The 11804-nt window shown below is 64.8% G+C and carries 11 protein-coding genes; 3 read left to right on the top strand and 8 right to left on the bottom strand.

Annotated elements, in window-relative coordinates; all coding sequences use genetic code 11:
* Positions 1 to 6: 6 nt before the first annotated feature.
* From MAXJ12_RS33015 to MAXJ12_RS32990, 6 genes are read right to left on the bottom strand one after another with little or no spacing between them, the layout of a single operon-like run.
* Entirely contained in the window at positions 7 to 1302 is a 1296-nt protein-coding gene (locus MAXJ12_RS33015; protein WP_008840589.1) for a four-carbon acid sugar kinase family protein, read from the bottom strand.
* Positions 1303 to 1304: 2 nt separating this feature from the next.
* Positions 1305 to 2579, bottom strand: coding sequence for a RuBisCO large subunit C-terminal-like domain-containing protein (locus MAXJ12_RS33010; RefSeq protein ID WP_008840588.1), 1275 nt, complete (start codon positions 2577 to 2579; stop codon positions 1305 to 1307).
* 7 nt (positions 2580 to 2586) lie between these two features.
* Positions 2587 to 3126: a VOC family protein gene (locus MAXJ12_RS33005; RefSeq protein WP_008840587.1), complete on the bottom strand. Its 540-nt coding sequence runs from the start codon at positions 3124 to 3126 to the stop codon at positions 2587 to 2589.
* An 8-nt stretch (positions 3127 to 3134) separates the two neighbouring features.
* The gene (locus MAXJ12_RS33000) at positions 3135 to 4412 is read right to left on the bottom strand and encodes a TRAP transporter large permease (RefSeq protein ID WP_008840586.1); all 1278 of its coding nucleotides are present in this window, start codon (positions 4410 to 4412) and stop codon (positions 3135 to 3137) included.
* On the bottom strand, positions 4409 to 4930 hold the full coding sequence (locus MAXJ12_RS32995; RefSeq protein WP_008840585.1) for a TRAP transporter small permease: 522 nt from the start codon (positions 4928 to 4930) through the stop codon (positions 4409 to 4411). Before MAXJ12_RS32995 ends, MAXJ12_RS33000 begins: the two co-directional genes overlap by 4 nt.
* 28 nt (positions 4931 to 4958) lie before the next feature.
* The gene (locus tag MAXJ12_RS32990; protein ID WP_008840584.1) at positions 4959 to 5972 is read right to left on the bottom strand and encodes a TRAP transporter substrate-binding protein; all 1014 of its coding nucleotides are present in this window, start codon (positions 5970 to 5972) and stop codon (positions 4959 to 4961) included.
* Between the two features lie 163 nt (positions 5973 to 6135).
* Here MAXJ12_RS32990 and MAXJ12_RS32985 point away from each other — a divergent pair, with 163 nt between their 5' ends.
* The 3 genes from MAXJ12_RS32985 to phnY all read left to right on the top strand — a co-directional run bounded on the left by MAXJ12_RS32985 (position 6136) and on the right by phnY (position 10163).
* Positions 6136 to 7203: a LacI family DNA-binding transcriptional regulator gene (locus MAXJ12_RS32985; RefSeq protein WP_008840583.1), complete on the top strand. Its 1068-nt coding sequence runs from the start codon at positions 6136 to 6138 to the stop codon at positions 7201 to 7203.
* 237 nt (positions 7204 to 7440) lie between these two features.
* Positions 7441 to 8706, top strand: coding sequence for a phosphonoacetate hydrolase (phnA, locus tag MAXJ12_RS32980; protein ID WP_008840582.1), 1266 nt, complete (start codon positions 7441 to 7443; stop codon positions 8704 to 8706).
* A gap of 2 nt (positions 8707 to 8708) precedes the next feature.
* Entirely contained in the window at positions 8709 to 10163 is a 1455-nt protein-coding gene (phnY, locus tag MAXJ12_RS32975; RefSeq protein WP_008840581.1) for a phosphonoacetaldehyde dehydrogenase, read from the top strand.
* Between the two features lie 100 nt (positions 10164 to 10263).
* On the opposite strand, the gene MAXJ12_RS32970 is transcribed toward phnY, so the two are convergent.
* Positions 10264 to 10479 carry a hypothetical protein gene (locus MAXJ12_RS32970; RefSeq protein WP_008840580.1) on the bottom strand — a complete coding sequence of 72 codons (216 nt, stop codon included), beginning with the start codon at positions 10477 to 10479 and terminating at the stop codon, positions 10264 to 10266.
* Between the two features lie 268 nt (positions 10480 to 10747).
* Positions 10748 to 11803 carry a glycosyltransferase family 4 protein gene (locus tag MAXJ12_RS32965; RefSeq protein ID WP_008840579.1) on the bottom strand — a complete coding sequence of 352 codons (1056 nt, stop codon included), beginning with the start codon at positions 11801 to 11803 and terminating at the stop codon, positions 10748 to 10750.
* Between the last annotated feature and the right edge of the window lies 1 nt (position 11804).

Below are 11804 nucleotides of genomic sequence, written 5' to 3'. Positions count from 1 at the left end.
TCTGGTTCAAGCGAGACCGCCAGCCCGGAAAAAGGTGGCGAAGCGGTCGAAAATGTCGGGTTGCCCGACCTGGCCGCCTTTGAGGAGCAGGATCACCCCATCGCGAACCGCCAGGGATGAACGGCTTGCGCAAAGGGCCACGCCGGGATCCATCCGGTGGAGGAAGGCAAGGCTCTCGAAGCCGAGCCGATGGACGATGGCGCTCGATGTGTCGCCGCCGGCGATGCCGAGTGCGCGGACCGGATGGCGGTCCAGCACAGCCGATGCGAGCGTGGCGAGACGATCGGCCAGTTCGCCGCCGGACAGGCGGTAATCCTCTTCGGGGAGGAGATGGAGAAGCACGTTGCTGCCGCGCTCCAGCCAGGAGGCCGAGTCAGCGGCCAGATCCTGGAAAACCGCGTCGGCAAGGTCGGCGCGGCGGATCGGAATGCGATGGAACATGCGTGCGGCATCGACCTGAGCGGCGGTAATCGCCGAGCGGCTGCCCGCGAGCACGAGGCATGGGCCGCCCGTTGAAATCGTCGAAGCGGACGAGGGCCGCGAAGCGTCCGCTATTGGATGATCGGAGCCTGCGATGAAAGCCTCGGCGACACTGCTCGCGCCGACGAGGAGCAATGGACCGCCGCCGACCTCGAGATTGTGCAAGGCTCTGCCGATCCGGTTTACATCGGACTGCACTGCGGCGTCGAAGAGGATGCGCGGGCGTGGGGCGGCCAGATGCGCCGACAGGCGCGCGGCAAGCCCGTCGCCAAGGGACTGCCAAGCCTCAAGGACCAATCCGTCGAGCCCCTGGGCTGCGAGATGCACGCGCAAATCCGCCTCGGCCATCGGCGTGACGGGATGGCGGCTCATCACCGGGTGGCGATCGATGCGGTGGACCGCGCCGTCCGGCCCGCGTGCAAACAGATTGCCGAAGAGGCAATACCGGCCAAGACTGGGCTGGCCGCCGACGATGGCCGTGAGCGCGGGATCAAGATGGCGTTCGAGCGCCAGGACGGCAGCGCCGATGCTGCCGACGGTCGGCGACGAATCGAAGGTGGAGCAGACCTTGTAGTGGATGATGCGCGGCGACAACGCCGCAACGGTTTCCGCGAGCACGTCGAGCCGGTCCGCGATCCGTCGGGGCGGTAAGGCGCGCAGGTCAGTGGCAATGCCCACCGCATCGAGCCGCTCGGCCGAGACGGCGGCGGGATCTGGGGGGTGCAGGAACAGTCGGACGCGGCGTCCGGCCTCGGCCAACGTCGCCAGCGTGTCGGACGCACCGGTGAAATCGTCGCCGATGAAGAGATAGTCGACCGCCACGGTCAGCGCCCGAAGAAGGAGAGCGCAGCGGCAAGCTCAGGGCGTGTCGCGGCAGCGGCTGCGAGGTCCCGGCCTTCGGCGACGGCTTCCCAGGCCTGCCTCAGGCTCGCGACACCGGCTGCCGGCCCATCCGGATGGGCCAGGATGCCGCCGCCGGCGAGGAACATGAAGTCGGCTGCGCCGACAGCCTCCCATGTGCGCGGCAATGTGCCGGACCACTGGCCGGAGGAGAAGACCGGCAGCACCGCATCCGAGGCGTCTGGCGCATCCGCCGCGAGCGGCTTCAGGCAGCGCCTTGCCGCCGCCTCGACCTCTTCGGCCGCATCGGAGAATTTTCCGCCGATGCCGTGCACATGCATGTGGTCGACGCCGGCCAGCCGGTAGAGCGCCTGGTAGGCATCGAAGCCGATGCCGAGCGCCGGATGCCGGCCGAAGGCGCCATAGCCGTTGCGATGGCCGTGAAGCGCCAGCGGCGTTGCGCGGCGGAGCGTCTGGACGCCGGACAGGCCGCACCAGTTGAGGCTCACCATCACGCAAGAGCCCCCTTCCCGCTCCACCAGTTCGGCGTGGCGGCGCATGGCGTCGGTCTCGTCGGTGATATTGAAGGCGACCATCACGTCGCGGCCGGTGCGGTCGCGATAGGCCCGCACTTTTGCCATGACCGCCGACACGCGCAGGTGAAGCGGCGCGTGGTCCGGGTCGGCGCAGATCTCGTCGTCCTTGATGAAGTCGACGCCGGCCTCGCACAGAAGCGCCACAAGGTCGGCGATCTGATCCGCCGACATGCCGACATTCGGCTTGATGATCGTGCCGAAGAATGGACGGCCGTGAACATTCAGCCGCTCGCGCGTACCTTCGATACCGAGCGCGGGCAGTTCGAAGCGCATGCGGTAGTCCTGCGGAAAATCGACACCGAGCAGCTTCAGGCCCGTGACCTCGCCGAGGTCGTAAAGGTTGCCGGCTACCGTCGCTGCGAGAGTCGGAAGGTTCGCGCCGATGTTGACGGCCGGAAAGGCGATGCGCACCTTCGCCCTGCGCCAAGGCCCCTGCGCGCGCTGGCGTTCGAGCCAAGCGCTGGAAAGGCTCGGCGCTGCTGCGGGCTCCAGTTCCTCGACCGAGAGCACTTGCGCCGCCGCGCGCCGGCGCAGTTCGTCGGTCTCGCCGGCGACGCGCACGAAGGTGCCGCTGCTCTGTTCTCCGGCCATGATCGCCGCCACCGCCGCGGGTTCGAGCGGCGTCTCGATCAGGTAGGAGGCTTCGATCGTTGCGGGCTTCATCTTTGCCTCAGATCGCCGAAAGATCGGGGAAAGGCCGTACCGGGTTTGCCCCGTCCCAATCCTGCGCGGCCTCGCGGATCATGTCGAACATGCGCCCTTTCGGTCCGAGCACCTCCGAGAGTTCGATCACCGTGCCGGGGTGGGCTTCCCGGTCGAAATAGACGAAGCGGCCGTTCGCGCCGACCTTGCCGCTCATCTTGCGGCGAAAGCCCCGAGCTTCCATGCGCGCGAGATCGGCGTCATAGGTTTGCGTCCAGTAGGCGACGTGCTGCAGGCCGCGATGGCCGGCGCGCATGAAATCGCGATACATCGACGGCGCGTCGTTGCGCGTCTGGATCAGTTCCACCTGCATCGATCCGCTATTGGCGAGCGCGACCGAATTGTGCACCTCGTAGGATTTGTCCTCGTAGCGATAATCCTCGATCGGCACTTTCGGATTGTAGAACCAGGGGCCAACGCCCATCACCTCGTGCCAGTGGGCCATGGCGGCCTCGATATCGTCGACCACGTAGCCGAGCTGACGGATCGGGCCTAGAAACCTGCTCATGTGAAATCCTATTGCGTGATGAGTTTGGGCAGCCAGGTCGACACCGCGGGAACGGCGGAAACGACCAGCAGCGAGAGGATCAGCGGAATGAAGAAAGGCAGCACGCCGCGAATGACGGAATGCACCGGCATCTTTGCGACGATCGACACCATGTAGAGGCTCATGCCGACCGGCGGCGTCAGCAGGCCGATCATCAGGTTGAGCACGAAGACGATGCCGAGCTGCAACGGATCGACTCCCGCCGCATGCAGGGCGGGCGCGACGATCGGGGCGATGATCAGGATGGCGGCGATCGATTCCAGGAACATGCCGACGATCAGCAGAAGGATATTAACCAGCAGGAGCAGGACGAAGGCATTGTCGGAGAGCCCGAGCAGAAATTCGCCCGCCCTTGCAGGCACCTGGTCGAGCGTCAGCACCCAGGCGAATACGGCCGCCGTCGAGACGATGAAGAGTATGCCGGAAGTCGCCTCGACCGTCTCGCGCAGGCTCTCCCAAACCGCTCGCCATGTCAGCGTGCGGTAGACTCCAAAGCCGATCGCCAGCGCATAGGCGACCGTGACGCCCGCAACCTCCGTCGGCCCGAAATAGCCGCTGAGCAATCCGCCGATCAGCAGCACCGGCGCAAGCAGCGCGGGGAAGGAGATCACCGCCTTTTTCGCCACGGCGCGCAATGACGGGCTCACCGTGTCGCGCGGCAGGTCGTAGAGCCGCGCCATGATCGCGACCTGCGCCATCAGGAAAAATGTGATGATCAGCGCCGGCACGATGCCGGCGACGAGAAGCTGTACCGCCGAGACGTTCGTGACGCTCGCATAGATGATGATCGGGATCGAAGGCGGAAAGATCGGGCCGATGGTGGCTGCGGCCATCGTGATGCCGGCCGCGAAGCTCTTGCGGTAGCCCTGCCCGGTCATCTGGTCGATCTGGATCTTGCCGAGCGCGCCTATGTCGGCAAGAGCCGCGCCCGACACCCCGGAAAAGATCAGGCTGACGAGGATCGATACCTGCGCCACCGCGCCGCGGATGCGGCCGACGACGAGCCGGACGAGATCAAAAATATGCGTCGTCACGCCGATCGCGTTGAGCAGGCTCGCGGCGAGGATGAAGAGCGGCACGGCCAGCAGCGGCGTCGAATCGAGCGCATTGACCGCCCGCTGCGCCAGCACGTGGATTGGAAGATCGAACGCGATGATGGCGACGCCCGAGGCAAGCCCGAGTGCGACGGCAATCGGCGCCCCGGCAATCAGCGCCGCCAGGAAAACGATGACGAGAACGAGGCTCATAGCGCGGTTATTTCCGGGCGCGCCGGCTCTTCGCCGCGCATGAGTGTGGCCAGACGGAGCAGCGTCACGATCGCCATCAGGGCGAAACCGATGACTGCGGGGGCATAAACGAGCCAGTTGGAGATGCCCATGGCGGGCGTCGCGAACTTGCCGGCCCGAGGGAGGAACGCCTGCAGCCCGTAGAGCGCCAGAACGCAGAAAGCCAACACCATGACCTCCGTCGCGAACAGGAACACACGCCGAGCACGCGGCGGCAGGAGCATCGGCACCATGTCGACCGCGACATGCCGGCCGCGCAGGGCCAGCAGCGGCACGCACAGGAAGACGAGCGCGATGCCGCTGACGCGGGCCAGTTCGTCGGCCCAGGGCATGCCGAGGTCGAAGACGTTGCGGCCGACCACTTGCGCCACGATGAGGACGCTCAGCAGCGCAAGGAACAGCATGGCGACCGTGCGACAGGCGAGCGCGACCGTCTCCAATGCCCTGCTGCCCGCGCCGGGGGTCGCGATCCCGCTCATATCTGTCCGCCTCCGCCTGTCTGCCCGATCAGGCGATCGCCTTGATCTTCTCGTAGAGCGCGCCGTACTTCCCGCCGAAGCGCTCTTCGACCAGCTTGCTCACAGACGCCTGGAATGCCTCGACATCCAATCCGTCCTCCGGACCGATCACCGTCATACCTTTGTCGCGCAAGGCCTGCGTGTCCTTTTCCTCATTCTCCTGGATGGCCTTTGTCGCGCGATCACGGATCTCGAGCGAAGCGGCGGCGACCGCCTCCTTCTGCGGGTCCGACAACCCCTGCCAGGCGTCCTCGTTCATCACGACGACTTCGGCGTTCGACATGTGCCCGGTCAGCATCAGGTGCGACTGCACCTCATAGAGCTTGACGTTCAAGACCACGTTGACCGGGTTTTCCTGCCCGGCCACGACGCCGGTGGCCAGCGCAGTCGGCACTTCCGACCAGTCAACCGGCACGGCCGCGGCGCCCATGCCCTCGACGGCGGTGGTATAGATCGGGAACGGCACGGCGCGGATTTTTTCGCCGGCGAGATCGGAAGGCTTGTAGACCGCCTTGTTGGCGGTCAGGTTCCGACGGCCGAAATAATGCGCGTAGATGACCCGCACATTGGCCGCCTCGATCAGGCCGGTGTTCAGCTCCTGCATGACCGGCGAGTTGATGTCCATAACCTTCATGAGGTGATCGACGTCGCGGTAGAGATAGGGGGTGTCGAGCGCGGCGAAGGGCTCGTAGAGCGAGCCGATGCCGCCGGCGGTGTTGTGCGAAAAGGCGATTGCGCCGAGCGATACGGCTTCCGCCAATTCCTGGAGCTTGCCAAGCTGCGAGGCCGGGAAGACCTGGACGGCCAGGTCGCCGCCCGAATGTTTGCCGACCGCCTCGGCGAACCAGTCGGCCTGCGCGCCGGCGACGCTCGCCGGCTCGTTGTTGTGGCCATAGCGCAGCGTGACCGACTGCGCCCGCGCAAGGCGAGGCGCGATTGTGGCGGCGCCGGCGCCTAGTCCCAACGCCAGCACGCCGCGCCGGGTAATCCTGATTGAATTCATCACATCCTCCCATGACGTGTTTTGACGTTTGTCGAGGCAGCGATGCGTATTTGTCTCCTCCATCGCAGCGCCTCTTGACACAAGGCTAGGAAGCGTGATGCTTCACGTCAAACGTTTACTTTTGAGGTGTTTTGACGTGTTATCCGATTCCGGCGCGCCGTCTATGGCGGATGTGGCCAAGGCCGCAGGCGTTTCGCTCGCTACGGTCGACCGGGTGCTCAACCGGCGCAAGGGGGTGAAGACGCGCACGGTGGAGCGGGTGCTGAAGACGGCGCTGGATCTGGGTTACATGAGCGAGGCCGAACATGCGCGCCTTGCCAAGCCGCGCCCGCCCAATGTCGCCTTCCTGCTGCCGATGGGGACGAATCCGTATCTCAGGCTGCTCGGCGAGAAGGTGCGGGCCGTGGCCGACACGCGCTCGCGCGAGGCCGCGCCTTTGCGCTGCTTCTTCATCGAGAGCTTCGACGCCGCGGCGCTGGCCGCTGCGATCCGTCACCATGCCCGGTGGGCGGATGGCATTGCCTTCATGGCGATCGACCATCCACTGGTGCGCGAGGCAGCGGAGGAGGTCAGCGCTGGCGGCACGCGGCTCGTCACGATCGTGTCGGACCTGCCGCATCCGAGTCGGGAAGCCTATATCGGCCTCGACAATCAGGCGGCGGGACGCACTGCGGCCCATCTGCTCGGGCGGTTCTGCCGCCCGAGCCAGGGCAGCGTCGCACTGGTGGCCGGAAGCCGCAACTACAGAGCCCACGCTGAACGCGAAATGGGCTTTCTCGGCCTGATCGAGGAAGCGCATCCGGGTCTCAGGGTGATCGGGATGCGCGAAGGCCACGACGATCGCAATGAGAATTACCGCCATACGCTTTCGTTGCTGGAGCAGAATCCGGATATGGCCGGCATCTATAATGTCGGCGGATCCTCGGACGGAATTGCCCGAGCGCTGCGCGAGCGCAACAAAGCGGGGCAGATCGTCTTCATCGGCCACGGCCTGACGCCCGATACCCGGCGCCTGCTGATCGAAGGCACGATGGATGCGGTGATCAATTCGGACCCGGACGCGATCATCAGCGAGGCTCTCGCGCAATTTTCCCTCACACCGGAAGAACTGTCGGGGCAGCGCGCCGGACATCGGCCGTTCAAGATGGACCTCATCCTCCGTGAGAACCTCCCGCCCGCGCAAGCCGCTCCAAAGGCTCACTCGCGGCGAAGTCAGGATCAAAGTCTGTGAAGTGGAGATGCGCAAGCCTTACTGGGCCAAACCTGCCTTCTTCGTTCTGCGGCCGGGTCGACCCTGAGCAGCCGCTTGGCGAGAGCAAGCTGGCGACGAACTATAGCAGCGACCTATCGATTCAATTCAGAATTGCAATTTGGCAAATGGATTGGTTTGGGTCCAGATAGACCTCGAACGATATCCGAGGCGGTAGGCACTGTCAGTGCTCGGCCCGCCCCAAGCCAGGGAACGCCGATGAACCAGATGTCCCCCGTCACCGTGTCCGTCAATGGGCGGTCCTATGCCTGGCCGCGTGTGCCGGCAATCGGGATCTGCCTCGACGGCTGCGAGCCGGCTTATCTCGACGAAGCCATCAAGGCCGGGCTGATGCCGGCCTTGGTCCGGATCAAGGAAAAGGGCACGGTGCGCACGGCCTACAGCGTCATCCCGAGCTTCACCAATCCGAACAATTTGTCGATCGCCACCGGCCGTCCGCCATCGGTCCACGGCATCTGCGGCAACTACCTTTACGAGCGCGAGACCGGCAAGGAAGTGATGATGAACGACCCGCGCTTCTTGCGCGCGCCGACCATCTTCAAGGCCTATTGCGATGCCGGCGCCCGGGTCGCGGTGGTCACCGCCAAGGACAAGCTGCGCGCGCTGCTCGGCCATGGGCTCGACTTCGCCGGCGGCCGCGCGATGTGCTTTTCGGCGGAGAAGTCGGACACAACGACCTTGGCCGAGCACGGCATCGACAATGCCTCGAAGCATTTCGGCCTGCCGGTGCCGGAAGTCTATTCGGCCGAACTGTCGGAATTCGTCTTCGCCGCCGGCGTCGAACTTTTGAAGTGGTTCAAGCCGGACGTGATGTATCTGACGACGACCGATTATGTGCAGCACAAATATGCGCCAGGGACGCCCCAGGCCAACGCCTTCTACGAAATGTTCGACAAGTATCTTGCCGAACTCGACGCGCTGGGCGCCGCAATCGTAGTGACCGCAGACCACGGCATGAAACCCAAGCACAGGGCTGACGGTTCGCCGGACGTCGTCTATGTCCAGGATCAGCTCGACGAGTGGCTCGGCAATGACGCCGCCCGCGTCATCCTGCCGATCACCGATCCCTATGTCGTGCATCACGGCGCACTCGGCTCGTTCGCCACCGCCTATCTGCCGGAAGGCTGCGACCGGGCCGACGTCATGGCCAGGCTGGCGGCGATCGACGGCATCGATGTCGTCATCGACAATGCGGCCGCCTGCGAGCGCTTCGAACTGCCCTCCGATCGCATCGGCGACATTGTGCTCGTTTCTTCGGAGAATAAGACGATCGGCACCAGCGCGCATCGGCATGATCTGGCGGCGCTCGACGAGCCCCTGCGTTCGCATGGCGGACTGACCGAGCAGGCGGTGCCGTTCATCGTCAACCGCAGGCTGCACGATCTGCCGCATGCGCCGGCGCTTCGTAATTTCGACGCCTTTCACTATGCCGCGATAGCTGCGGCCCTGCCTGTCGGAGCCTGACCATGACCAAGGCCGAAGCTGCGTTCACCGTTCGTCACGAACCGATGCGCATCGCCGGGCGCATGGTCAATGCAGATGGCGTCGTCAATGTTCACTATCCTTATACCAATGCGGTGATCGGAACGGTTCCGGCTGGCCGTGCCGAGCATGCGCGCCAGGCTTTCGAGATTGCGGCCAACTACACATCGAAGCTGACGCGCTACGAGCGTCAGCAGATCCTGTTTCGGACCGCCGATGCGCTTGCTTCGCGTCGCGAGGAGATCTCCGACCTGATCACACTGGAACTCGGCATTTCGAAAGCCGATTCGCTCTATGAAATCGGCCGCGCCTATGACGTGTTCACGCTGTCGGCGCAGATGTGCATCCAAGACGACGGCCAGATATTCTCCTGCGACCTGACCCCGCACGGCAAGGCACGCAAGATCTTCACGACGCGCGAGCCGCTGAAGGCGATTTCGGCGATCACGCCGTTCAACCATCCGCTCAACATGGTCTCGCACAAGGTTGCGCCAGCCATCGCCACCAACAATTGCGTGGTGGTAAAGCCAACCGAACTGACGCCGATGACCGCGCTGATCCTTGCCGACATCCTTTATGAGGCCGGCCTGCCGCCGGAAATGCTCTCCGTCGTCACCGGCTGGCCGGCCGACATCGGCATGGAGATGATCACCAACGACAACATCGAATCGATTACATTCACCGGCGGCGTGCCGGTCGGAAAAATGATCGCCAATACGGCTGGCTACCGCCGCGCCGTGCTGGAACTCGGCGGCAACGATCCGCTGATCATCCTCAATGATCTCTCCGACGACGACCTGGCCAAGGCGGCCGATCTCGCCGTCGCCGGCGCCACCAAAAATTCCGGTCAGCGCTGCACGGCGGTGAAGCGCATATTGTGCCAGGAGAGCGTCGCCGACCGTTTTGTCCCGCTGGTGCTGGAGCGCGCCAAGAAAATCCGATTTGGCGATCCGATGGACCGCGACATCGATCTCGGCACCGTCGTTCACGAAAAGGCGGCGGCGCTGTTCGAGGCTCGCGTCCATATGGCCGAGGAACAAGGCGCCGAAGTGCTCTACAATCCAGGCCGCAGGGGCGCGTTGTTGCCGCCGATCGTCGTCGACCGCGTGCCCCACCAGTCCGAGTTGGTGATGGAAGAAACTTTCGGCCCGATCATCCCGATCATCCGCGCCCCCGACGATGACGATGCTATGATCGCACTCTCCAACTCGACTGCCTTCGGGTTGTCGTCGGGCGTCTGCACCAACGACTTTCGCCGCATGCAGAAATACATCGCCGGCCTGAAGGTCGGAACTGTCAACATCTGGGAAGTGCCGGGCTACCGCATCGAGATGTCCCCCTTCGGCGGCATCAAGGACAGCGGCAACGGCTACAAGGAAGGCGTTATCGAGGCGATGAAAAGTTACACAAACCTCAAAGCGTTCTCCTTGCCTTGGTGACAGGCACCCGCCTTTATTAGCTGGCGGAGATCGCCGCTCACATCACCATCCAAAGATGCCGCTGGTTTGGTTCCGGAACCCCATAGAGCCGGCTGCCGGCTCAGATCGCTGGAACCCATTTCCAGAACACCCCTTCCATGCGCTCCGGGTAGTATTTGAACTCGCATTCGAAGCGCCAGCCATAGGCCTTTGCCGCGCTGAGCGCCTGATCGCTGGCCGGCTTCATGCCGGTTCCGGGGGCAAACCAGTCTTCCAGGAGATCGTCGGGCACGTAAGCGCCGATCCTGAGCGGCAAATGCTTCAGAACGGCGTCCATCGATTTCGGCGGCACGTCTCTTCCCTCCGTGCGGACCACAGCATCAACAATTCCGCTACCCATTGGTTCCAGGCGCGAGACCGATGAGGCGGTCTTCCCTCCACACGGCGATCGCCCGGCGCGAAATGCCGCCACCAGGGCAGCAGCCAAGCCGGCGTCTGGAATGGCGTGGCGGACGGGCAGCGCCGCCACAGTCCCCACCACTGTGGTGCAAGCGCTTCGAATGCCCCACTGTCTGTGACGATCTCGGCCCGCAGCGGCATCGCGCTCACATAGCGGCCGCCGGGAGGACCGCCTCCTTGCGGCCACTCGCGGCCAAGGCTTTGTAAACATCCAGATAGGCGGCGGCCATGCGGTCGAGCGAAAAGCGCTTTCGCGCCGCCGCCCGGCATTCTTCCGGATCAAGGTCTCTTGCCGCGATCATCGCATCGGCCATTTCGGCGACGTCGTTGACGAGAAAGCCGGTGCGGCCGTGCTCGATGACGTCGGGCAGCGCGCCGTTCGGGAAGGCCACCACCGGCGTTCCGCAGGCGAGCGCTTCCATCGCCACCAGCGAACTCGTCTCGGCGGCAAGGCTCGGCACCACCAGACAGCGCGCCGCATTGAGGAAGCGGCGCTTGCGCCGGAATCCGAGCGGGCCGAGGAAGCGCCGCCGCTGGTCGAGCCGGGGCAGTATCTCTTCCGAGAAATACCGCTCGTGCCATTGGTAGCGATAGACTTGGCCTCCGACGATCAGCGACAGCCCGGCCAGACGTGCAGCGTCGAGCGCCAGGTGCGCGCCCTTTTCAGGACAGATGCGGCCTAGCACAAGGGCGAAGTCGCGCCGGCTATGGCTGCAGTCGAGCGTCTCGATGTCGACGCCGTTCGGGATCGGCGGCTTGAGCTTTGCGCCGGCCGGTGCGCTGGCCTGCTGCGATTCCGAGACGGCATGCATCCAGAGATCGTCCCTTGCCGGACTGAGCGTCCCCGGCGGATACCAGTCCAGCGGCAGATGCAGCGTCACAAGCGTGGGGCCGTCATCCGGCAGGTAGGCATGGAAGTCGATGCCGTGCAGGTGCACGAGATCGACCGGCCAGCGCCGCCGCACCGCTGTGATCGCCTTCCGGTGGCGAGCGTGGGCGCGCTGCCGGGCTGCCTCGTCCAGCATGCCGCTTTCGGCCGGCACGGCAAACAGCGTTCCGGCAACGCTCGATCCCTCGCAGGCCAGCACGATCGAGCGATGGCCGGCTTCGACAAGCGCCTTGTCCAGCGCCACCAGCACCTGCTCGGCCCCGCCGACTGCATCCTTGCTGACCGGAGCGAGCGGATAGGCGACATTGAGCACG

Source organism: Mesorhizobium alhagi CCNWXJ12-2 (assembly GCF_000236565.1).
Taxonomy (GTDB): domain Bacteria; phylum Pseudomonadota; class Alphaproteobacteria; order Rhizobiales; family Rhizobiaceae; genus Allomesorhizobium; species Allomesorhizobium alhagi.
Note: the sequence above shows the minus strand (reverse complement) of the source record. Positions and strands in the feature narration are given on the sequence as shown.

What these genes read in the sequence shown, in the direction of transcription:
- MAXJ12_RS33010 (WP_008840588.1), bottom strand. Translation starts at nt 2,579, where the DNA reads ATGAAGCCCGCAACGATCGAAGCCTCCTACCTGATCGAGACGCCGCTC.
- MAXJ12_RS33005 (WP_008840587.1), bottom strand. Translation starts at nt 3,126, where the DNA reads ATGAGCAGGTTTCTAGGCCCGATCCGTCAGCTCGGCTACGTGGTCGAC.
- MAXJ12_RS33000 (WP_008840586.1), bottom strand. Translation starts at nt 4,412, where the DNA reads ATGAGCCTCGTTCTCGTCATCGTTTTCCTGGCGGCGCTGATTGCCGGG.
- MAXJ12_RS32995 (WP_008840585.1), bottom strand. Translation starts at nt 4,930, where the DNA reads ATGAGCGGGATCGCGACCCCCGGCGCGGGCAGCAGGGCATTGGAGACG.
- MAXJ12_RS32990 (WP_008840584.1), bottom strand. Translation starts at nt 5,972, where the DNA reads ATGAATTCAATCAGGATTACCCGGCGCGGCGTGCTGGCGTTGGGACTA.
- MAXJ12_RS32985 (WP_008840583.1), top strand. Translation starts at nt 6,136, where the DNA reads ATGGCGGATGTGGCCAAGGCCGCAGGCGTTTCGCTCGCTACGGTCGAC.
- phnA (WP_008840582.1), top strand. Translation starts at nt 7,441, where the DNA reads ATGAACCAGATGTCCCCCGTCACCGTGTCCGTCAATGGGCGGTCCTAT.
- phnY (WP_008840581.1), top strand. Translation starts at nt 8,709, where the DNA reads ATGACCAAGGCCGAAGCTGCGTTCACCGTTCGTCACGAACCGATGCGC.
- MAXJ12_RS32970 (WP_008840580.1), bottom strand. Translation starts at nt 10,479, where the DNA reads ATGGACGCCGTTCTGAAGCATTTGCCGCTCAGGATCGGCGCTTACGTG.